The organism is Polaribacter porphyrae, assembly GCF_002954685.1.
Lineage (GTDB): Bacteria > Bacteroidota > Bacteroidia > Flavobacteriales > Flavobacteriaceae > Polaribacter > Polaribacter porphyrae.
In genome coordinates, this window is the sequence record NZ_MSCN01000001.1 from 2,838,777 (window position 1) to 2,860,989 (window position 22,213).

The 22,213-nt window shown below is 28.9% G+C and carries 21 protein-coding genes; 10 read left to right on the forward strand and 11 right to left on the reverse strand.

From position 1 onward, the window contains the following. Both BTO18_RS12775 and pheS read right to left on the reverse strand, forming a co-directional pair. Positions 1-711: a L,D-transpeptidase family protein gene (locus BTO18_RS12775; RefSeq protein WP_146106933.1), complete on the reverse strand. Its 711-nt coding sequence runs from the start codon at positions 709-711 to the stop codon at positions 1-3. A gap of 57 nt (positions 712-768) precedes the next feature. After that, positions 769-1,788, reverse strand: a complete 1,020-nt coding sequence (gene pheS, locus BTO18_RS12780; protein WP_105016592.1) for a phenylalanine--tRNA ligase subunit alpha — start codon at positions 1,786-1,788, stop codon at positions 769-771. A gap of 196 nt (positions 1,789-1,984) precedes the next feature. On the opposite strand from pheS, the gene gdhA reads away from it, so the two are divergent. From gdhA to dinB, 5 genes are all read left to right on the forward strand, one after another. Then, positions 1,985-3,340, forward strand: coding sequence for an NADP-specific glutamate dehydrogenase (gene gdhA, locus BTO18_RS12785; RefSeq protein ID WP_262904404.1), 1,356 nt, complete (start codon positions 1,985-1,987; stop codon positions 3,338-3,340). A gap of 85 nt (positions 3,341-3,425) precedes the next feature. Continuing rightward, positions 3,426-4,049 (forward strand): LysE family translocator, encoded by a 624-nt coding sequence (locus BTO18_RS12790; protein WP_105016593.1) that lies wholly within the window; start codon positions 3,426-3,428, stop codon positions 4,047-4,049. A gap of 288 nt (positions 4,050-4,337) precedes the next feature. Then, the gene (locus BTO18_RS12795; RefSeq protein WP_244905151.1) at positions 4,338-4,703 is read left to right on the forward strand and encodes a LysE family transporter; all 366 of its coding nucleotides are present in this window, start codon (positions 4,338-4,340) and stop codon (positions 4,701-4,703) included. 9 nt (positions 4,704-4,712) lie between these two features. After that, positions 4,713-5,552: an alpha/beta hydrolase family protein gene (locus BTO18_RS12800; protein WP_105016595.1), complete on the forward strand. Its 840-nt coding sequence runs from the start codon at positions 4,713-4,715 to the stop codon at positions 5,550-5,552. Positions 5,553-5,655: 103 nt separating this feature from the next. Then, on the forward strand, positions 5,656-6,738 hold the full coding sequence (gene dinB / locus BTO18_RS12805) for a DNA polymerase IV (protein WP_105016596.1): 1,083 nt from the start codon (positions 5,656-5,658) through the stop codon (positions 6,736-6,738). A 26-nt stretch (positions 6,739-6,764) separates the two neighbouring features. Here dinB and BTO18_RS12810 read toward each other — a convergent pair whose 3' ends face one another. From BTO18_RS12810 to BTO18_RS12850, 9 genes are all read right to left on the reverse strand, one after another. Continuing rightward, positions 6,765-8,219 (reverse strand): serine hydrolase domain-containing protein, encoded by a 1,455-nt coding sequence (locus tag BTO18_RS12810; protein WP_105016597.1) that lies wholly within the window; start codon positions 8,217-8,219, stop codon positions 6,765-6,767. Continuing rightward, complete coding sequence (locus BTO18_RS12815) at positions 8,216-8,908, reverse strand: hypothetical protein (protein ID WP_105016598.1); 693 nt, start codon at positions 8,906-8,908, stop codon at positions 8,216-8,218. The genes BTO18_RS12810 and BTO18_RS12815 overlap by 4 nt, the downstream gene beginning before the upstream one ends. Positions 8,909-9,001: 93 nt before the next feature. Continuing rightward, on the reverse strand, positions 9,002-9,787 hold the full coding sequence (locus BTO18_RS12820; RefSeq protein ID WP_105016599.1) for a LytTR family DNA-binding domain-containing protein: 786 nt from the start codon (positions 9,785-9,787) through the stop codon (positions 9,002-9,004). A 30-nt stretch (positions 9,788-9,817) separates the two neighbouring features. Then, a complete protein-coding gene (locus tag BTO18_RS12825; protein ID WP_105016600.1) occupies positions 9,818-10,378 on the reverse strand; it encodes a hypothetical protein in 561 nt (186 codons plus the stop codon). Between the two features lie 27 nt (positions 10,379-10,405). Further along, on the reverse strand, positions 10,406-11,284 hold the full coding sequence (locus BTO18_RS12830) for a GIN domain-containing protein (RefSeq protein ID WP_105016601.1): 879 nt from the start codon (positions 11,282-11,284) through the stop codon (positions 10,406-10,408). Positions 11,285-11,290: 6 nt separating this feature from the next. Beyond that, entirely contained in the window at positions 11,291-11,674 is a 384-nt protein-coding gene (locus BTO18_RS12835; protein ID WP_146106934.1) for a hypothetical protein, read from the reverse strand. 10 nt (positions 11,675-11,684) lie between these two features. After that, a complete protein-coding gene (locus tag BTO18_RS12840; protein ID WP_146106935.1) occupies positions 11,685-12,173 on the reverse strand; it encodes a hypothetical protein in 489 nt (162 codons plus the stop codon). Between the two features lie 10 nt (positions 12,174-12,183). Then, positions 12,184-12,684, reverse strand: a complete 501-nt coding sequence (locus BTO18_RS12845; RefSeq protein WP_105016604.1) for a DoxX family protein — start codon at positions 12,682-12,684, stop codon at positions 12,184-12,186. Between the two features lie 106 nt (positions 12,685-12,790). Continuing rightward, positions 12,791-13,978, reverse strand: a complete 1,188-nt coding sequence (locus tag BTO18_RS12850; protein WP_105016605.1) for a helix-turn-helix domain-containing protein — start codon at positions 13,976-13,978, stop codon at positions 12,791-12,793. A gap of 125 nt (positions 13,979-14,103) precedes the next feature. Here BTO18_RS12850 and BTO18_RS12855 point away from each other — a divergent pair, with 125 nt between their 5' ends. From BTO18_RS12855 to BTO18_RS12875, 5 genes are read left to right on the forward strand one after another with little or no spacing between them, the layout of a single operon-like run. Next, on the forward strand, positions 14,104-15,606 hold the full coding sequence (locus BTO18_RS12855; RefSeq protein ID WP_105016606.1) for a T9SS type A sorting domain-containing protein: 1,503 nt from the start codon (positions 14,104-14,106) through the stop codon (positions 15,604-15,606). A gap of 41 nt (positions 15,607-15,647) precedes the next feature. Next, entirely contained in the window at positions 15,648-16,259 is a 612-nt protein-coding gene (locus BTO18_RS12860) for a hypothetical protein (RefSeq protein ID WP_105016607.1), read from the forward strand. A 27-nt stretch (positions 16,260-16,286) separates the two neighbouring features. Then, complete coding sequence (locus tag BTO18_RS12865; protein WP_105016608.1) at positions 16,287-19,295, forward strand: SusC/RagA family TonB-linked outer membrane protein; 3,009 nt, start codon at positions 16,287-16,289, stop codon at positions 19,293-19,295. 4 nt (positions 19,296-19,299) lie between these two features. Continuing rightward, complete coding sequence (locus tag BTO18_RS12870; protein WP_170063271.1) at positions 19,300-20,757, forward strand: RagB/SusD family nutrient uptake outer membrane protein; 1,458 nt, start codon at positions 19,300-19,302, stop codon at positions 20,755-20,757. Beyond that, positions 20,744-22,213, forward strand: coding sequence for a hypothetical protein (locus tag BTO18_RS12875; protein ID WP_105016610.1), 1,470 nt, complete (start codon positions 20,744-20,746; stop codon positions 22,211-22,213). Before BTO18_RS12870 ends, BTO18_RS12875 begins: the two co-directional genes overlap by 14 nt.

Consider the following 22,213-nt stretch of genomic DNA (forward strand, 5'->3'; position numbering starts at 1 on the left):
TTATTGATACTTCTTTAATTCTTCGAATATATTTTGATATAACTCTTTCTCCCAAGAAATGTTTTTAATATTTGGGAAAACATTATTTTTTCTAAAATCTCTTGGAGCGATAATTACTTTTATTTCTTGATTGAAAGCAAATTTTGAAAGAATAAAAATTTCTTCAATAGCTTCATCTCCAACAGGAATACAGCCAACAGTTACTTTTTTTCCGTGAATAAAAATATCACTACCTAAATTTGTTCTTCCAGTTTCTTTAGCTTTCTTTTTATCAAACTTGTTTGGGTAATTTACTTTTAAAGAAAGGTGATAAGAGCTATTTGGGTTTAGAAATTCGATTTTATAAATGCCTTCAGGAATTTGTTTATCCCCTTCTTTTAATTTTGGTCCAATAGTTCCACTAAAACTAGTAAAACCGTACGTTTTAACTTTTTGAAAAATATCATTTTTTTGTCCCAAAAGTTCTAATTTTTGCTCTTCTTTAAAAATTAATAAAACTATTTTTTCAGGATAAGTATCTAATCCAACTCTTGACAAATAAGGCATTATTCTTTCATTAACTGAAGAATTGTATTTTTTTACAATCGAGTTTACAGTCTCTTTACCTTTTATTTTTGTTACAATAGGGGAATAAATTTTACGCCCATATTTAAGGAAACAGAATATTAAAATTAATAATATTATTCCAAAAAAAACAAATTTCTTGTTCATACTCTTTTACCACAAAGATTGGAATTCCTTCCCTTTTGAAAGGTTAGGATGGATTTTTTAAATAACAGATTTAAACTGCTCTAAAAATCGTTTGTCATTCTCATAAAACATTCTGATATCAGGAATTTGATATAACAACATTGCAATACGCTCTATACCCATTCCAAAAGCGTAACCAGAATATTTTGTAGGGTCTATATTACAGTTTTTCAAAACATTAGGATCTACCATACCACAACCCATAATCTCTAACCAACCAGTACCTTTTGTAATTCTATAATCGGTTTCAGTTTCTAATCCCCAGTAAATATCTACTTCTGCACTTGGTTCTGTAAATGGGAAATAAGAAGGGCGTAAACGAATTTTAGACTTCCCAAACATCTCTTTTGTAAAGTATAAAAGGGTTTGTTTTAAATCTGCAAAAGAAACGTCAGTATCTATATATAAACCTTCGACTTGATGAAAAATACAATGTGCTCTAGCAGAAATATCTTCGTTTCTAAAAACTCTTCCTGGAGAAATTGTTCTTATTGGCGGCTCATTTTTTTCCATATAACGTACTTGCACAGAAGAAGTGTGTGTACGTAATAGAATATCTGGATTTTGCTCAATAAAGAACGTGTCTTGCATGTCTCTTGCAGGATGATATTCAGGTAAATTTAAAGCAGTAAAATTATGCCAATCGTCTTCAATTTCAGGCCCATCAGAAACCGTAAAACCAATTCTATTAAAAACTTCAATAATTTGATTTTTTACCAATGAAATTGGATGACGTGAACCTAATTCTATGGGTTCAGAAGGCCTAGTTAAATCGCCATAAACTCCTTTTTCTTCAACAGCGTTTTCTAAAGCATCATTTAATACAGTAACTTTTTCTTCAGCAGATTTTTTTAAATTGTTTAGTGCTTGCCCAAAATCTTTACGTAATTCAGCATCAACATTTTTAAATTCAGAAAATAAGTCTTTTAGTAAGCCTTTGCTACCTAAATATTTAATTCTGAATGCTTCAACCTCATCTTTTGTTGTGGCTTTAAAAGCATCTACTTCACCAATCAATTCCTTTACTTTATCTAACATTTTAAAATAAAATTAGAGTACAAATTTAAACTTTTTTAAAGAGTTTTAGATTGTATTTTATAAGAAAACAACAATAGGAAGCGAAATCGATTGAAATCAATACATTGAATAATTTTTAAGAAAACTTTTTTATTTTATCATATTGAAAATTAACTATCTTTGTTGCGTTAAAATTTTATTAATCTCATAAAAAATTATGGAGGAAAATATCAAATCAAAAATTGATGGTTTTATGGACTTGGTTAAACAAAGAAATGGACATGAACCAGAATTTTTACAGGCTGTACAAGAAGTAGCAGAAAATGTAATCCCTTATATCATTCAAAATGATATTTATCATGGAAAAAATATCCTTTTAAGGATGGTAGAGCCAGAAAGATTAATTTCTTTTCGTGTTTCTTGGGTTGATGACGATGGAGAAATTCAAGTAAATAGAGGCTATAGAGTTCAAATGAATTCTGCAATTGGACCATACAAAGGAGGTTTGCGTTTTCATAAATCTGTAAATGCAAGTATTTTAAAGTTTTTAGCTTTTGAACAAGTCTTTAAAAACTCTTTAACAACATTGCCTATGGGTGGTGGAAAAGGAGGTTCTGATTTTGACCCAAAAGGAAAATCAGACAATGAGATTATGCGTTTTTGCCATGCTTTTATGACTGAGTTGTTTAGACATATTGGTCATAATACAGATGTACCTGCTGGAGATATTGGTGTTGGTGCAAGAGAAATTGGCTTTATGTTTGGAATGTACAAAAAACTACAAAACACTTTTACTGGTGTACTAACAGGAAAAGGGCAATCTTGGGGAGGTTCTTTAATTAGACCTGAAGCAACAGGTTATGGAACAGTGTATTTTGCTGAAAATATGCTAAAAACTAAAGACGATTCTTTTGAAGGGAAAACTGTAGTAATTTCTGGATCTGGAAATGTAGCACAATTTGCTGCTGAAAAAGCTATTGAATTAGGTGCAAAAGTATTAACTCTATCAGATTCTGGAGGTTATATTTATGATGAAGAGGGTATTGATACCGAAAAACTTGAATTCGTAATGGATTTGAAGAATAATAGAAGAGGTAGAATTAGTGAGTATGTAGATAAATATCCATCAGGTAAATACTTTAAAGGAGAAAGACCTTGGTCTGTAAAATGTGACATTGCTTTGCCTTGTGCTACTCAAAATGAGTTGAATGGAGAAGAAGCAAAAACATTAATAGATAATGGTTGTATGTGTGTTTCTGAAGGAGCAAATATGCCATCTACGCCAGATGCAATGCACGCTTTTCAAAATGCAAAAATTTTATTTGCGCCAGGAAAAGCAAGTAATGCAGGTGGTGTTGCAACTTCTGGCCTAGAAATGTCGCAAAATTCATTAAGAATTTCTTGGTCTAGAGAAGAAGTAGATAGAAGGTTAAAAGATATCATGGAAGATATTCACGATTCTTGTGTTGAGTATGGAAAACAAGAAGATGGTTCGATAGATTACGTAAGGGGTGCAAATATTGCAGGTTTTGTTAAAGTTGCTGATGCTATGTTAGCTCAAGGAATTATTTAAAAAAAATCAATAGTTATAGTATTAAAAGGGAACGCGTCAAGAAATTGACGCGTTTCTTTGTTTCTTTGCCAAGAATAATAATATTATGAACTTTTTAATTTGTCTATTTTCAGGTTTTATCATCGCTTCTTTAGGAAGCATAACTCCTAGTTTTTTAAACTTAACAGTTGTAAAGTTTAGTTTAAGAAACGGAAAAAAACCGGCTTACTATTTAATTGGTGGTTATGCAACAATATTGTTTTTTCAAGCAAATATTGGAGCATATTTAGCTAGTATTTTGATGGAAAATTCAGAATATATTACTTTAATTCAGAAAATTGGTACAGCAATTCTTCTCTTACTTTCTATAAACTTTTTTAGATTACATTTTTCATCAAAAGAGCAAAAAAAAGATGTAGAAATTCCAAAATCGAAAGCTTATTTACACGGAATTACAATGTCATTATTAAATATGATGGCTATTCCCTTTTATTTTACATTTATCTCTATTTTAATAGGAATGGAATATTTTGAATATTCGTATATAAACGCCCTTTACTTTTCTATTGGTTCTACAATGGGATCATTTACATTATATGCTATCTATGCAATTGTTGCTAAAAGAATTGAACATAAACTTACATATATCGCTTCTAAAATGGATTTTATTTTAGGTTGCTTAACAGGAGTTGTAGCTATTGGAAACTTAATTCATTTGTTTTATAAGTAATCATTTTAAAAATTTTACGACAGAATTGTTATAAGATAATAGAATGTTTTCACTTTTTTTCTTTGGATTTCTTTTTGCCTTTTTAGGATATACGCCACCAAGCGTGTTGAACATGACAGCGTTAAAAATACGATTGGATACTAATAGAAGAGAGTTTACAAAATTTAGTTTAGGTGTTTCATTGATTGTTTTAATTCAAGTAAGCTATCTATTTACCTAACAGATTACATTAGTAGAAACCCTGAATTTCTATCATTTTTAGAAAAACTAGGGATAGTAGTTTTATTAATATTATCAATCTATTTTTTTCAAAAAAACACCAAAGAAAAGAAACAACTAAAATTCACAAAAAAGACAAAGAATGCTTTTTTTACAGGAATCATATTATCTACCTTTAATATGTTTGCAATTCCATTTTTCTGTGGGGTAACAGCTTTTTTAATGGGTTTTAAGTTGATGAACTTCGAAACCACTTCAATTTTACTTTTTGTTATTGGTGCAGTACTTGGCACATTTTATATTCTATATTTATATGGAAAATATGCAGTAAAAATCCAACAGAAAACAGGAAATATGACCCAAAATATCAATCTAATTTTATGTTTTATTACAGCTGGTTTTGCTTTATTTACTTTCCTTAAATTTGTAGTATAAATTCTATAAATGAAAATTCTTAAAAATATAATAGTTGATGGAAAACATCAAAAACCAATTATAACTGATGTCTTTTACAAAGAAAATCATCAACCTAAAAAAGTGGTTATTTTTTGTCACGGATACAAAGGCTTTAAAGATTGGGGTGCTTGGAATTTAATGGCAAAAGCATTTGCAAATGCTGATTTTTTCTTCATCAAATTCAACTTTTCTCATAATGGGGGTACAGTTGAGCAACCTATAGATTTTCCGGATTTAGAAGCTTTTGGAAATAACAATTACACTAAAGAATTAGATGATCTGGAGTCTGTTATGAATTGGATTTCTACAAACTCTGATTTTAAAAATGAGGCTAATACTAATAAAATCTTTTTAATAGGACACAGTAGAGCAGGAGGAATTGTATTGTTAAAATCGAATGAAGATATAAGAGTAAAAAAAGTAATTACGTTAGCTGGAGTTTGTGATTTTGGTAAAAGATCATCAACTATTGGCGATTTAGAACAATGGAAAAAAAACGGGGTTAAGTATGTAGCAAATGGACGAACCAAACAAAATATGCCTCATTTTATTCAATTTTATGAAGATTTTAAACAAAATAAAGAACGTTTAAATATTCAAAAAGCTACAGAGAATTTAGAAATTCCACATTTAATAATTCACGGAGATGATGATACTTCAGTATTCATCAATGAAGCTGAAAATCTTAAAAAATGGAATCCTGAAAGCGAATATAAAATTATTAAAAATGCGAATCATGTTTTTAATGTTTCTCATCCTTGGCAGCAAGAAATGTTATCAAAAGAAATGGATGAGGTTGTTGTAACTTGTGTTGATTTTTTGGGATAAATGTCATTACGAATGAGAAACGATTGAAGTAATCTGTATTTTTTAAACGAGATTGCTTCGTAAACTTGCAAAGACAAATAACAACTTTTCGTAAATTCGAAAAATGGAACTCCAGCCTCCTTTTCGTAAAATTATTCATGTAGATATGGATGCATATTATGCTTCTGTAGCACAATTAGACAATCCTGAATTGCGAGGTAAAGCCATTGCAGTAGGAAGTGGAGGAGATAGAGGGGTTGTTTCTGCAGCAAGTTATGAAGCTCGAAAATACGGAGTAAAATCGGCAATGAGTAATGTGTTGGCGAAACAAAAATGTCCTCATATTATTTTTGTGAAATCTGATTTTGCACGATACAAAGAACTTTCCTCAAAGATTAGAGATATTTTCTTTGAGTATACAGATTTAGTTGAACCTCTTTCTTTGGATGAAGCTTATTTAGATGTTACTGAAAACAAAAAAGGAAATCCGTCTGCAAATGATATTGCAAAAGAAATAAGACAACGCATTTATGATGAAACAGGTTTGAGAGCTTCTGCAGGTATTTCCATCAACAAATTTATTGCAAAAGTAGCTTCTGATATCAATAAGCCTAATGGACAAAAAACCGTTCATCCAGATGAGGTTATTCAATTTTTGGAAGAACTACCAGTAAACAAATTTTATGGTGTGGGAAAAGTAACTGCTGCTAAAATGTACAATTTAGGCATTTTTGTGGGGAATGATTTAAAGCAAAAATCATTAGAAGAGTTGGTTTCTTTATTTGGAAAATCAGGAACACATTATTATAATATTGTTCGTGGAATTCATAATAGTGCTGTAAAACCAAATAGAATTCGAAAATCTGTAGGTGCAGAAAGAACGTTTAGAGAAAATATTTCTTCGGAAGTTTTTATGTTAGATAAACTTAATGATATTGCTGATGAAATTGAAAGACGTATGGAAAAATCAAAGACAAAAGGGAAAACGATTACTTTAAAAATTAAATATTCTGATTTTACACAGCAAACAAGAAGCAAGACAATAAGCAGATTTATTTTTAAAAAGCAAGATTTTTTTCCAATTGTAAAAGAACTTTTATATCAAAAAAAACTTAAGAACTCTGTACGTTTGCTCGGAATTTCTTTTGGAAATTTAAATACCATAAAAAAAGAACCTGTTTGGGTGCAACTGAAGTTTGATTTTTGATGATTTAAACAATTTTATAGTTTTCTTTAGTTTACATTTTGTTTTTCAAACTTGAAAGTTTCATCCCATAAAAGCATAATTTCTCCTTTATCATTCGTAATAAAATCTACTTTTTCTCCATCATTAATATCTCTAAATTTTGTTTTGGTTACTGCTCTTAAAGGATAAGTAACATCTTCTTGATCTAAATCTATCAATTTTAAATGTTTTCCTTCCAATTCTATTTCTAAAGAATAAATATCTCCATCAATTGTAGCTTTATAAACACCCTTATAAGTTTCTAAAGTTTCTTTTGAAACTGTTATGGTTTCGAGCACTTTTGGTTTGGAAAAGTTCCAGTTATTTAATTCAGAAACTCCTCTTACAATTTCCATAAAAAGATACCCTCCATTATCAGCATTTGTTAAAACTACAATTCCATTGCTGGTATCTTGCATGCCCATCATAATATTTGTAAAGCCTCTGTTTTTCCCTGTATGGTAAAAAATGGTAGAATCTTTTACTAGCTTTATATCAAAACCTAATCCATATTTTGCCTTAACAGGAACCAACATTTTATTTGCCAGTTCACTAGAAATAAAACTATTTTTACCTTTTAAGATTTTTTGAAATTTAATTATAAATCTAGCCAAATCTTCAGCAGAAGTCCAAATTCCACCACTTGCTTTGTTGGCTGCGTTAAACCAATATTCTTTATATCGTTTTCCTTCATTGTTAAATGCATAACTCGTTTGTTTATCTTCCTTATCAAAAGTTCTTGTTACTCCACTACTATTTGTCATCCCAAAAGGAATAAAAACCTTTTCACTTACAACTTGTTGAAACGATTTTTTGGTAACATCTTCAATAATTTTTTCTAGAACAGCATAACCCGTATTAGAATATTTATATCTAGCTCCAGGAATTGTATCCATACTTATTCTTTTGTAGTTTTTATAGCCGTTTAAAAGTTCATTTATAGTTGGAAATTTTTCATTTTCTGCAAAACCAAAATGATTATTATTTTTTACACCAGCTGTGTGGCTTAATAGGTTTCTTAAGGTAATTGGTTTTTCATTTCTATATTTACTTTTAGGAAATTTCCAAGTTTTTAAATATTCATCAATATTGGTATCTAAATCTAAAATCCCTTTTTCTACTAACCTCATTACTGTAACTGCTGTTATTGATTTTGAAAGAGAACCAGCCTGAAAAACAGTGTTATTATTTACTTTTACACTATCTTTTAATTGAGCAAAACCATACCCTTTAGAAAAGATAATTTCTCCTTTTTTTATAATTGCAATAGCTAAACCAGGAACATCATAATACTGCATTCTATTATTTATATTATAAAAACGAAGTTCATTTTTTACTTGAATTGATGGGATTAAATGGTTCTCAAATTCATTATGTTTTTCATTTTTTGTCAAATCTTTTGAACAAGAAGCTATGACAAGGGAGGTACAAATAATTAATATTTTTAAGAAAATTCGATTCATTTTTTGGTGTTTTGATTAGTTAATTGATTGATATATTTATAAGTGAGTATTGTTAAAATTAGAATTGATAATGTCCAAAAAGAGACGAGTTTTGGTGAGCCCAAAATCCAATATTCATTTAGAATTCCGTTTTTTAATAAACCATTCATTATAACCAAAACCACAAGTATATCAAAAATGACAGGTAAAACCAGAAAGCTTAAGAACCATAGGAGTTTGTATTTATTATTGATAAATTCATATGCTTTTTTCAATGGAATATAACATATAAGCAAAATTATTATTAATGAAATAACCCAACTTAATATTGGTTGATTAGTTAGTTTAGTCAATGCATTAACCTCATCTCCTGAATTAAGTGTAGCTGTTAAAATTCTCGCAAATGGCATAGAAGCAAAGATTAATGTAAATCCAAGTGTTTTTTTATCCAAATCTTCTTTTATTAATAATTTAGTCCCATACCATAAAACTATATAAGTAAAAAAAGGGCCTGCTATTGTAGAAAAAATTGATATTGGATTATCTGAAGCACAACCAGTACATAAAGCCCAAAGATTAAAGTCTCTTATTCCCCAACAACCACATATAATTCTTCCAATAGATGTGTGAATAATTTCATGAGCTTCGTGCAATAAAAAAAGCAGACTTAAAAAAGCAAGACTATATTGCCAAGTAATTTTTAATTTCATTTTTTATTCGAAAAATAATAGTTCTCTTTATTACTAGCAATTAAAAAATAAAAATGTGGTAAAAGGTCTAAATATGTGGTAAACTGTAAATGTTTAAAAAGTAAGTTCTTGTTTTACCTTGCTAACCCTACTTCTTGAAACTGGAATAGAAAAACCTTTGTTTAACATAATAAAAAGTTTGTTGTTTTTATTTTCGAAACTTTTAAAATAAATAGGGTTTATCAAATAAGATCTGTGTGTTTTTAAAAGAATTGGATATTGTTTTTCTATATCAGATAGTTTTACTCTTATTATTTTTTTGCTAGGCTCTTGAAAATCTAAATAATAAACTTCAACATAATTGTCAGAAGACTTTATAAAGAGAAGCTCTTGAAAGTTTAGTTTCAAAAAATCATTTTTAGCCTTACCTTTAAGTATAAATTTTGGTGTTTTATCTTGATTTTCAGATAATTTTCCTAAAACACATCTACTCAATATAAGAATAGGTAAAACAAAAGATAATGCAGGTAAAAGTTGTATAGTTACTTGCTCAAAAAAAGAATATGTATTTACATGTGCTGTAACAAAAAAACGATAAAATATATAATTGAGTACAATAGCCAAACCACTCACTAAAAGAAAGAAAAAGATTTCGTTTTTTAATTTCCAATAAGAATTATTTTTCAAAACTTTTTTCTGATACCATAAAGGTATGCAATAGCATATGCATTGTATAAGTCCATAAATTGGCAACGCCCACAACTTTTTAATAGTTGAAAAACGATCAATTTTAAAAGGTTCTGCAAAAAATAAAAAGATAAATATCCAAAAGGATAAAAACACAGCAATTAAAAAATGAACTTTTAAGTTCTTATGAACTGGATATGGCTGATTTAACATCTAAAGCTGATTTTTTTAAAAATTATGAAACTAAATTCCAAATTCTTCAACTATCTTAATTTTATTTTTTGATTCAATTTCAACAGGAATACCATCCTTAATAATCCAATGTTCGTCTAATAAAGATTCGTAAGAAACACTTATTTCTAAATTTTCTAAACGAGAGTGCAACATTCTTGTTTCATCATTCCAATTGATAAAAATCAGTTTTTTGGTTTCATTAGGGCTAATCATTAAATTTCTGATATTCCCAGCAGTTGTAATATTTCCGTAACCAATTTCATTAGATTCTGGCATATAGGTTTTAATTACTTGCAACCACTCTTTAAAATATACACTATCATTAAACACTTTATAAGAGTTTATTTTGGCCAAACCATTTCCACTATTTTTAAGTTCAACACCAAAACCCTCGCTATTATACACCCAACCTAAAGTTAAATAAGGATACATACTTGCTTTTTGTTGCACTCTCATAATTTTCATTTCTTGTACAGAGATAAAAAGTGCACAAAAACTGATGAAAACAGCACTAGAGGCAACTAGCAAATTGGTGTTGATTTTTTTAATAAGTGTAACTATTTTTTTCATTATTTATATTTTATTTTTAAAGTTATATTAGAATAAATCAACTACTTTTCCTTCGTCTTCTGCTTTAATTTCTACCAATAATTTTCTTAAACCTAGCTTATTTACCTTGTATATTTTTGAACCAATACTCCATTTTTCATTTCTTTTTGCACCAGGCATCATAGGAAACCCATAACTGAATTTACTGCCATTTTGCTTGGGACCAACCACAAAAAAGTTATTTCTATTCCAAGAATTATTCTTGATTTTAAAGCTAATCCAACTGATATTATTTTTTGCTAGTTTTTTATTTTTTTTAAGAGCTTTTTTAGTGTCACCTTTTAAACTTTCAGGTGTGTTTACCAATTCTAATCTCCCATCATTTTTAATAATAGAATAAATTTCATTCTCTGCAAATACTTTTGCTTTTCCATAACCCCAAATGTTAACTCGTACATTTTCTGCAATGGTTTTAGAGGCATCAATTGTTCCGTTTTCGATACCTAAATTCAATTGTTCTACGTTACCAGAAGCTACAATTTTTCCTAAATGAGCCATTAAGTTTAGATATTCAGCATTTAAGTTTTTAAGAATTAAGGTTTCGTGCGTTCCTTTTTCAATACGTTTTAAATTTGGTGCACTAATAGTAATAACCATTTTTTTGGAAGGTTGAATCCATTCTTTTTGATTTAAATCTAATTTTCCATCTTCAACAGACGTTTCAATTTTATCAAATAAATTTGCATCAGTAGTAATTGTCATTCCTTCTTTTAAAGATTGATCAATTGTAATTTTTGCATACAAACTGATGTGTAAATTAGTAAGATTATCAATTGAAAAACTTCTAGTTTCAATGGTTTCATTTCCTTTTGTTTGTGCAATTATTGATGAGCTTACCAATAAAGCAATAATGATGATTTTTTTCATAATGTGTTATTTTCTTGTGATTTCTGATTTTGAGTTATTAAATTTTGTTTTATAAACAATGGTTTCTGGTTTGTATTCAAATACAATTTGCCTGTTTTCTTCATTTTTTAGTTCATAGTCAAATCCATTCTGTACAAACTTAAAGCTAATGCCATACACAGCTGTTTTTTCATTAAAAGTGATTTCATAAACACCATCATTATCATCATCTTTTAAAGGCACAGTTTCTCGCCATTGATTTGGTAAAAAGTTTCCTCTAATTCCTAAAGAAGTAATATTTTCAATACCATTTGTGTCTACTATAAAAGTTACTTTCTTTTCAAATTCTTCTTGCACACAGCTTGTAAAGAGTACAAGTATTAGTGTAAATAATAGTATTAATTTTTTCATGGTTCTAGTATTAAATGCGTTTATAAGTTTGTTTGTTTCTGATGATTTTTTCTCCAGAATCTAAATATTCAACCAGTTTTGTAATCGAAAATGAATTACTATTAAATAGGTAAGTTTTGTACATTTTTGCTTTTTTGTTATTGTCTTTTCCTTTATAATAAGTGATTATTTTTGTAAAACCATCTGCTAATATTTCTTTTGATATAATCTTTTCATTACCAAAATAAGTTCCATTTTTTCTGATTTTTATGCTGCTTTTAGAGTTTGCTTTCGGTTCTTTAGGAAATTTAATTTCATTAATAACTTTATTACTTTTTAACGTGATTTTCATCGTGGTTTCTAAAGTAACTTCCTTTTCATCACTATAATTTTTATACATTAAAGTTCCTTTCCAATTTGAATTGTTTAGCACTTCAAAATCAGAAATTGTTATGGTATCCTGTGCCTTTAAGTTTAATAAAACAGAAAGACTTATTAGTAGTGTTATAATTGTTTTCATAATTTTTGATTTATTGTTTATTGATTTTTTTTGAGATGAGATAATCGATTCCAAAGCGTCCAGAACCTAAATACAAATGATAAATTGATACCCATAAAAAGCCCATTGCTGGTAACATAGACCACATTCCTTGGTTCCATTTTTGCAGAAAAATAGCTACTAACATTGTACACATAATTAAGAAAGATGCAATTCTTGTTTTAAAACCTATGGCTAACAATAAGCCTCCAACAGCTTCAGCAAAAGCACCAGACCAAGCAAAGAAAAATGGGAATAACGCAAAAATTCCACCATATTCAGCCACATCTTTTGGAAACCAAGCTGCAACTTCAAAGAAGCCTAAATTAGCAGTAGAAGACCAAGGCAATCCAAATTTGTCTGATCCAAAACTTACCGTTAATAACATTCCACATACAAACCTTGGTATAGTAAATAGTAGATCTGCAAACCAACTTTTTTGAGTTACAGGAGTAATAATGAATTTAGAAATGTTTATAATACGAGTTTTCATAAATGAGATATTTGTTCTGTTAATTTGATGAGACAAAGTTGGAACAAATCTCAATTTTACACGACTTACAATGTATTATAAGGTCTTACATACGATTTGAGACGTCTTATTTTGCTTGAGAGTTCAAAAATTCTGATGGAGAAGAATGCGTAATTTTCTTAAAAACACGATTAAAAGTAGCTTTGCTATTAAAACCACAATCGTAAGCTATACCTAGCAAAGATAGTTGTTTATGTTCACCAGCTTCTAATTTGTCTTTAAAGGTGTTTACCCGATATTCATTAATAAAATCATTAAAATTTTTGTTGAAACCAGAATTTATGATTTGACTTAATTCAGCACGACTCATTTTCAAATCTTTTGCTAAATCTGATAAATTTAGGTCAGGATTTAGATATGGTTTTTCAGATTTCATAAAATTTGCAACCTTTTTAATATCAGTATTTGCAACTTTTTCTTTTTTATCCTTCTGTATTTCTGGAATACTTTCTGGATTAGGAGAAAAGCTAAAAGAGATTTTATTTAGTTTTGTTGTATCTGTAAAATAGCCTTTTATCCCAACAAACAAAACCACAAGCGCCATAAAAATATTTAACCACCAACGTTGAGTATAATTCAAATCTATAATTAAACTTCCAATAATATCTTGCAAAGAACTGTACAAAAATAAAGCTGTAAAAGCGATAAGAAAACTCAAAATCCAATTTAATTCTAACTTATAAGTATTCGAAAAATATTCTTTAATACGTTTTCTATAATTATAAAAAAGTTGAAAAGTAAATGCTAAATACAATAGCATTTGTGCAAAACTTACAAAAACTAAAAGTGGTTGCACAATTGGCTCATCAACAGAAAGTTTTAGAATTCCATTTTGAGTATCATGAAAACCGGGTTGCAAACTGTCATAAAAATAAATACTGAATCGAAATAAAATAAGAGAAATTGCAGGAATAAAATGTAACCAATCTTTTTTAATAAATGTATAATTAGAAGTCGTAATTGCTTTTACATAAAAGTAAATTAATGGGGCAATTGCTAATCCCATTGGTATTAAGAAATAATTGATTTTTGTGTTTCGAAATACATTATACCATCCCATAAAACCAACAGTATAGCAAGTTTGTTGGTAGCAAACAATCAATAAAATTATAGCTAATAATAAATCAGAAATATTCTTTTTTTTGATGTATCTCCCAAACAACAATCCTACAAAAATTAGTCCCTGAACTACTAAAATTAATAAAGGTGTACCGTATATGTTAAAATCTGGGAAAGAGGAAAATAAAAAAAACATAAGTCAAATATAGAAATTATTGAAATATTAACAATAAAAATCAATAATCTATAAAAATCACATAACACACACATCCTAAAACTTCTTTTTTTTATATTGCACCATGAACGCAAAAAACTCTTATTATGATAAAAAAACTACTTTTAACAGGAATATTATTCCTATCATTTTCTCTAACTGCTCAAGTAACTAAGCTAAAAGAAATTAACGATTCAGGAACTTCAAGTTCTAGCCCAGCAAACCTTTTTGTTTTTGATGGGAAATTATATTTTGCTGCAGACGATTCTAGCGGTTCTAACTCGCCAGGAAATGCAGATTTAGGAAAAGAACTTTGGGTTACTGATGGTACAGAAAATGGAACTGTTTTATTAAAAGATTTAAGAACTGGTTCTAGTAGTTCTTCTCCTGCATTTTTCTTTGAATATAAAGGAAAAATGTATTTTTCTGCTAATGAAACTGGTGCAGGTAACGTTTTATTCTCTTCTGATGGTACAGCAGCTAACACAACTGCAACAGGTGATGGATTTATATTTAATTCTATTTTATTTAATGATATTATTTATTACATCAACACTTCAGATTCTAATGGTTTATATCAATTTGATGGAACAACAGCTATGAGAGTTGCAGGTACTGGAGCAGAAAACATTTTAGGTGCAAATTATACACTTTTTAATGGAAAGTTCTATTTATACATGTCATTAACTTCTGACAATACAAACTCCTTAACAGATCAAACTGCTGCTCAAAACAATGTTGGTCTTGAGCTTTATAGCTTTGATCCTGGTACAGGTAATTTTCAATTAATAAAAGATATAAACCCAGGTGCAACTTTAGAATCTGGATCAAACCCTACTGATTATGACCCAAATAATTCAGGTATAAGCAATTTTACTGTAATAGGAAATGAATTGTATTTTGAAGCTATGGATAAACTCTGGAAAACTGATGGAACCGAAAATGGAACAGTAGCAATTGCAGCAGCAGATATTCTTAAAGGTACTAGAGAATTATTTGCTTTTGATGGTAAAATATTATTTGAAGGAGATGTTGCAGATGATTCGAATGGTGATAGTGGAGGAGATAATTTATTTGTGTATAACCCAACTACAGATGCACTTACAAATATTACAAATTTTACAGGAAACTCTCAAAACCACGATCCATCAGATTATGCAATATATGATGGTTATGTATATTATAGAGGAGAAGAAGCTACTACAACTTCAGGACACTTATATAGAACTGATGGTGTAACTACCCAATTGATTACCAATACAATTAAAGATATAGATGAAGTGGTAGTTTATAACAATAAATTATATTTTGAAGGTGATGATGGAACCACAGGAAATGAATTATACACTTTAGACCCAGCAACATTATCTATAGAAAAAGTAAATTTTGATGGAGTTTCTATTTACCCAAACCCTTCAAAAAACACGATAAACATCTCACACAATTTAAGCTCTAAAATAGCTTTTGATATTTCAGATTTGAGTGGACGTTCAGTATTAAAAGGAGATTTAGTAGACAATACAATTAAACATTCCTTAAATTCTGGTGTGTATTTACTAAAGTTGTCTAGTGAAACTATAACTAAAACTCAAAAAATAGTTGTCGAATAATTTTTATGATTATCAAAAAAACAAAACTATTAATATTTATAATGGCACTGCAGGTTTTTGCAGTGTCATTTTCGCAAACAAAAAAAAATAGAGCTGACCTACTAAAAGCGAGAGCAAAGAGTAAAAAAGAAATAGACAGCTTTGTTAAGATTGATTTTCTAAAAAAGAAATATCAATATTTAGATAGTAACTTTAAAATCAAAATAGATAGCACAACTTTTAATAAGGCTGTAAAAAAATACAATTATTACCCAAAAAGAATTAAAACGTACAGAGACTCTCTTTCTGTTATTTTAACGTATGAGTTAAAAAGTTTTCATGGATCTAGAATTGCTGGCAGTAGAATTACCTATCAATGGAAAAAAATAGGGTATTATATTTGGGAAAATGAGTTAACAGCAAAAAAACTGGGAAACGAATTAGGTTTTACAAAACCTTATCGTTTTTATGAATTTTTGATAGATGATGCTAAAAGAGATGCAAAAAAACGAGCTATTTTAACTACACTAAAAAATAAATTACCTCTGGCTGTTAAAGATACTATTGACATTTTTCCAAATAAAAGATTTTTAAAATTCACTTTTAAAACAAGCCCTCAAAGAATACAAGATTTTAAAAATTACAGAAAAGCAAAAAATAAACACAAGCATTAGCAAAGTACAAGATTAGCTTATAAACTCGTGAAGAAACAATTATTATTTCTTATCATTATTTCAATTCACTTTTTTTCTTTTGCCCAAGAAGAAAGAAATATTACTGGTATTGTATTAGATGCAAAAACAAACGAACCCTTACCCAATGCATCAATCTTAATAAAAGGAACAAGAAAAGGAGCTGTTACCAATTTTAATGGAAAATTCTCTTATAAAATCAAAACAAAAACTAAAATTGAAGATATAATTTTAGTGGTTAATTTTATTGGTTTTAAATCAAAAGAAATAAAACTAGGTACTACATCTTACTTTGTTATTAAATTAGAAGAAGATGTTGCAAATTTAGACGAAATTATTGTTACCTCTTCTTATGGTACCAAAAAACTAAAACAAGATATTGTTGGGAGTATAGAAAACATTAAAACAAAAGATATTGTGCCTGAACAAGTAGCTACCTCTTTTGATCAACTGCTTGAAGGTCAGGTTGCAGGTGTTTACATAGAATCTAACAATCAATTAGGAGAAGAAATTAAAATCAATATTAGAGGTCAGGGTTCGTTAACACCTTTAAATAATAGCCTTGTTGGTACATCTACACAACCTTTAATTATTGTTGATGGAGTTATTTTATCTGAAGAAACCGGTTTAGATGGTAATAATTTTTTTGATGTAGGTTCTGGAAATTTATCAGAAAACATCTTAAATCCACTTGCTAAAATTGGCATACAAGATATTGAAAGCTTCAATATTTTAAAAGATGCTGCTGCTGTAGGGTTATATGGAGCTGATGCTGCAAATGGTGTAATTATTATCACAACCAAATCTGGTAAAAACGGAAAACTACAATACAATGCTTCAGTACAGACAGGTATCAGTAGTCCAATTAATCAATTCAAATATTTAAATGGAGAGCAATACAATACTGTAAAGAATATTTTTAACTTTAATAACGGTGATTTTAACAACGTGCAAGCTTGGAATGGCGTAAATACAAATTGGCAAGAATTGTTAAATGGAGTTGGCACTTATACCAATTATAATTTTGGAATTTCTGGTGGAAATAAAAACTGGAAATATAGAGCAAATATAGGTTATCAAGTAAATAATGAAGCACAAGTAAATAATGATTTCAAACGTTTAAATGGAAGTTTAGGTCTAGATTACAGAAAAGATAAATTCTATGCTCGAATTCGTTTTTCTCCATCAATTGTAACAAAAAATAGTCCAAATACTTTATACAACTTTGCTTTAGACCCAACAATTCCTGTTTTTGACGCTAATGGAGATTATACTTTTTTTGCTACGTATGGAAACCCTTTAGCTGTTGCTAATCAAAATAAAAACGAAGCTGAAACAAGATCTTTCGTAAGTAGTATCTCTCTAAATTATGAGCTTAATAAAGACCTAAAATTTAGTACTCTCTTTGGGATTGATTTTTCAGATAAAAATGAAGATCGTTTTTTTTCTGGAGATAATGGTTCTGGTATTTTCAATAGTGGAGAGTTTGGTAGAAGAATGTTGAGAGAACGTAAAAGTAATAGATGGAACTGGAGTAGTACAGTAAGTTATGACAAACAATTTAATAAAAACCATACATTTGATGCACTTTTAGGAATAGAATTAAGAAAACAAAAAACAGAGTTTGAGTATGCAAAAGGAGATGGTTTTGTGAATTTTAGTATTCCACAACCTATTACATCAGCTTCAGATCAAGATTACCAAGCAGATAGCGACATCAATACAGGTAGATCTATTTTTTCTCAAGTTAATTACAATTTTAAAAAGAAATATTATCTGTTAGCCAATTTTAGAATAGACCAAAGTTCTGCTTTTGGAAGCGATAAAAATACTGCTTTAAATGGAGGTTTAGGTGCAGCTTGGGTAATTAATAATGAATCCTTCTTTAAATCAGAAAATATTAATCTACTTAAATTGCGTTCAAGTTTTGGCTCTACAGGGAACTCTAGAATTGGTTCTTACAGAGCTTTGGGTTTATACAATATTGATGTTAATCAAAATGGATATAATGGTTATAATTTTGCAAACCCTACAACTCCTCCAAACCCAAATTTAAGTTGGGAAAGAAACATAAAATTTAATGTAGGTATAGATTTTAGCTTCTTGAATAAATTTTCTACAACTATAGAGTTTTTTAGAGACAATATAAAAGATATTATTACCTCTAGAGATGTAATTCCAGAACTTGGTTTTAATTCAGTACAGATTAATGGAGCAGAAATGTACAATCAAGGCATTGAGATTTCTTTAAGTGCGAAATGGCTTACTAATAAAGATTTTAGTTGGTCAACTAATTTTAATTATTCAAAAATTAGAAATAAAGTCACAAATTTAGTAGGCCTAGGTTCAGAATTTTCATCAGCAGAAAATGCAAGAGCACAAAGAATTGGTTTTCCTACGTCTGCTATTTGGGGTTTTAATTTTATTGGGATAGACCCTGCAACAGGTAGAGAGTTATTCAATGTAGAAGGAAACACTTTTGACGCTTCTTATGTAGCAGCAAATTTAGATAATTCAGATTGGGTACCTATAGGCGATTCGCAACCTGACTTCTTTGGAGGGTTACGAAATTCAATTACTTATAAAAATTTTACAATGAATATTATGTTATCTTATGCTTTTGGGCAAGATATGCTAGTAGATAGAAATCTATTCGACAACTATAATGTTTTGTTTAATAGAAATATAAGTGTAAATGTATTTACAGATGCTTGGCAAAATATTGGCGATAATGCTGTAAATCCTACTATTTCTAAAAATAACAGAATTATTTCTAACTCAACTAAATACTTATTTGATGCTTCTCATATCAAATTGAGAGCTATTAATTTGAGTTATAAATTACCATTAGAAAACACAAAATCAAAAATAAAATCATTAAGTTTATTTTTAAATGGAACAAACTTACATTATTGGTTTATGAGTAAAAGTCCTGAAGGTAAAAATGGTGTAGCAGAATTTAGAAGTCCTTACCCAGAAATGCGAACAATTTCTCTGGGAGTAAATGCAAATTTTTAGAAAATTGAAAAAAGAATATTTACATATCATAACACTTTTAGTACTTCTAATTTCATGTGACGATTTTTTAGAACAAGAACCAAATAGACAAGTATCTATAGACCAACAACTATCTACTAAAAACGGAGTTTTAGAAGCTTATAATGGTATTTATAGAGATATAGAAGGTGTTTTTTCAGGGCCTTTTTCTACCTATGCAGATGCACTTGGAGGTAATATTACATTTACACCATTTGGAAACGAGTTAACAGTTCAAATACCTTCTATTATTGATAGAACGTATAACTTCAATGCTAATGAACAAGATTTAAACTTTGAAAGTTATTATGACGATTGGTACAAAATAATTAATGAGACCAATATTATCATAGAAAGAATGACAGGTTTTGATTTTTTAACGTCGTCTGAATTAAATCAGTTAAGAGCAGAATTATTAACGATTAGAGCTTTAGCTCATTATCAAGTAAGTATTGTTTTTGCTCAAAATTATAATTTTACTGCAGATGCTTCTCATTTAGGAGTAATTTATAACACTTCAACTTTATTAGCTGGTGTAGATTTTCCAGCCAGAGAAACAATGGCTAATACCTATAATCTAATTAAGGCAGATTTAGATGAAGCACTATCTTTATATGAAAATCAACAATTACTGCCAGCTGTTAAAACATCCTATTTTTCTTCTATCTCTACAAAAGCGTTATATGCTAGAATTGCACTGCAGATGAATGATTGGGAGAAATCCAAAGCACTTGCTAGTGAAGTAATCACAAGTTCAGGAGTAACGTTATTAAATACCACTAACTATATTTCTGAATGGGAAAAACCTATTGACCCTGTAAGTGAAACCATTTTTGAATTTACGGCACCAAGAAATTCTGATGGATCTGTAAGCTCATCTATTTCTGCTTACTTTATTTTTGTTGGTGCAAGTACAACTACCAATTTGTTTGCGAGAAATGTAGCTTCAGGAGATTTATTAAGCCTTTATAACAATCAAGATATTAGAAGAAATATGTTTTTAGAAGAAGCAATTTCTACCAATATTAACGGCATAATAAGTCCACAAAATTATTATTTTACAAAGAAGTTTCAAGATGATGCAGGTACGTTATTTATAAGGTTATCAGAAATGTATTTAATACGATCAGAGGCAAATGCTAGATTAAATAATACAGCTTTAGCATTATCAGATTTGAATATTATAAAAGAAAGAGCAAATTTACCTGCTTTACAAAACACAAATAACCTGTTAGAAGAAATATTTTTGGAACGCAGAAGAGAATTGGCTTTTGAAGGGCATTTGTTGTTTGATATCATTCGTTATAAAAAAGATGTAGAGCGTAATTTAGGATGTGTTTCTGTGACATGCAATTTAAGTTACCCTTCAGATTTTTTCATATTACCTATACCTTTTAATAGCATTCAGTTAAATCAAAATATCAAGCAAAATGAAGGCTACTAAATTCTTATTTTTTATAATAATGCTTCTTTTGGCTTGTTCAGAAGAAGAATCTAAAATTTTTACAAATGAAAATGGTAGTTTTGTACGTTTTTTTCTTTTGGTAAATATTAATAATGATATTTTGGAATTCCCAGAAATAGATGGTGCTATTGTGCCAAGAGAGAGGTATACAAAAAACAATATTAAAACCCTTAAAATACCAGTAGTACTCACCTCTCTTAAAGAAAATATAGTAGAAGTAGATTTCTCAACTACAATTTCAAACATTACAGGTGTAGAAATTACACCACAAAATAAATTAACTTTTAGTAAAAATAAAAAGGTAGATACCATTTTTGTAAAATTTACTGAAAGATGGGATATGAGTAAAAATCCTGAAATGATTTTTGAACTTACCAAAACATCAGACACAGATGTTAATATTGGGATGCCAAATACGATTCTGCCAAATAATAAATTGACTATTAATTTCGAAGAATTAAACTTAAACTATAAAATAGCTCCTCCAAATAATTTTGAGATTATTGGAAACCTAAATGAAAAAGTTACAATTAATATTGATTTTCCTCAAGGATTTATTCAATCTGAAATTATAAATGTAGATTTACTTTCAGAAACATCTAGCGATTTTAGGTATATTTTAAATAAACTACCGATAACGAGCAGTAATCAAATCAGTTATGAATTTATCGTAGACGAAAATATTAAAATAGATGAACTTGAATTTCAAACAAAATTAGAATTAAATAGCTTAAATAATTATACTGTAAATGGTCTGAAAACAACGAACATCAAAAAAGGAATTGTTGTTGATAGAGATAATACAGTGTTTACAGCGTCTAATTTTTACAATCTTTCAGATCCTTTTTATAGAACTTATGCAGAACATTGGTTTGATGCTAATGCTGACGATAGTTGTGATTGGGGTTCCTTTTTTGCTTTTACCTTCCCTGTTATAGTAAACGAGAACCATCCAAATGCGGTTTTATTTGATGATAAAGGAACATCTGATCCTACAGACGACATTTATCATCATGCATTTAGAATTGGATTTGATTCGCCTAACGCTGGAAGAACAACAAATCCTTTTAATTTAAAAAGATGGTTTACAAATGAATCTACAGATAGCGCAAACTCTCCTGGATTTAACATTCCAGAAGCATTAGAATTTTTCCCTTTAAATGGAACAAGCAAAACTGAAGGTTTTGTAAAAGTAATAGAAAATGATTTACAAATTCAGGGTAGAAATGGTAATAGCTATATTATTTCAATTTCTGGAAATGGAACATATAAAGAAATATCTGCTGGATTAATTGAAATAAATCTAGAATTCAAATCATTTAATACAGCTTTATTTGGAGGTACAAGAACAGACAGATATAAGATATATAACCAAAGAATTCATCCAGATCCAGATCCAATTACTCAAAATTGTAAAAAGCCTATAGAACTTTAA

What these genes read in the sequence shown, in the direction of transcription:
- BTO18_RS12875 (WP_105016610.1), top strand. Translation starts at nt 20,744, where the DNA reads ATGAAGGCTACTAAATTCTTATTTTTTATAATAATGCTTCTTTTGGCT.
- dinB (WP_105016596.1), top strand. Translation starts at nt 5,656, where the DNA reads ATGGAACTCCAGCCTCCTTTTCGTAAAATTATTCATGTAGATATGGAT.
- BTO18_RS12850 (WP_105016605.1), bottom strand. Translation starts at nt 13,978, where the DNA reads ATGTTTTTTTTATTTTCCTCTTTCCCAGATTTTAACATATACGGTACA.
- BTO18_RS12845 (WP_105016604.1), bottom strand. Translation starts at nt 12,684, where the DNA reads ATGAAAACTCGTATTATAAACATTTCTAAATTCATTATTACTCCTGTA.
- BTO18_RS12840 (WP_146106935.1), bottom strand. Translation starts at nt 12,173, where the DNA reads ATGAAAACAATTATAACACTACTAATAAGTCTTTCTGTTTTATTAAAC.
- BTO18_RS12775 (WP_146106933.1), bottom strand. Translation starts at nt 711, where the DNA reads ATGAACAAGAAATTTGTTTTTTTTGGAATAATATTATTAATTTTAATA.
- BTO18_RS12800 (WP_105016595.1), top strand. Translation starts at nt 4,713, where the DNA reads ATGAAAATTCTTAAAAATATAATAGTTGATGGAAAACATCAAAAACCA.
- BTO18_RS12790 (WP_105016593.1), top strand. Translation starts at nt 3,426, where the DNA reads ATGAACTTTTTAATTTGTCTATTTTCAGGTTTTATCATCGCTTCTTTA.
- BTO18_RS12810 (WP_105016597.1), bottom strand. Translation starts at nt 8,219, where the DNA reads ATGAATCGAATTTTCTTAAAAATATTAATTATTTGTACCTCCCTTGTC.
- BTO18_RS12835 (WP_146106934.1), bottom strand. Translation starts at nt 11,674, where the DNA reads ATGAAAAAATTAATACTATTATTTACACTAATACTTGTACTCTTTACA.
- BTO18_RS12820 (WP_105016599.1), bottom strand. Translation starts at nt 9,787, where the DNA reads ATGTTAAATCAGCCATATCCAGTTCATAAGAACTTAAAAGTTCATTTT.
- BTO18_RS12860 (WP_105016607.1), top strand. Translation starts at nt 15,648, where the DNA reads ATGGCACTGCAGGTTTTTGCAGTGTCATTTTCGCAAACAAAAAAAAAT.
- pheS (WP_105016592.1), bottom strand. Translation starts at nt 1,788, where the DNA reads ATGTTAGATAAAGTAAAGGAATTGATTGGTGAAGTAGATGCTTTTAAA.
- BTO18_RS12855 (WP_105016606.1), top strand. Translation starts at nt 14,104, where the DNA reads ATGATAAAAAAACTACTTTTAACAGGAATATTATTCCTATCATTTTCT.
- gdhA (WP_262904404.1), top strand. Translation starts at nt 1,985, where the DNA reads ATGGAGGAAAATATCAAATCAAAAATTGATGGTTTTATGGACTTGGTT.
- BTO18_RS12830 (WP_105016601.1), bottom strand. Translation starts at nt 11,284, where the DNA reads ATGAAAAAAATCATCATTATTGCTTTATTGGTAAGCTCATCAATAATT.
- BTO18_RS12815 (WP_105016598.1), bottom strand. Translation starts at nt 8,908, where the DNA reads ATGAAATTAAAAATTACTTGGCAATATAGTCTTGCTTTTTTAAGTCTG.
- BTO18_RS12825 (WP_105016600.1), bottom strand. Translation starts at nt 10,378, where the DNA reads ATGAAAAAAATAGTTACACTTATTAAAAAAATCAACACCAATTTGCTA.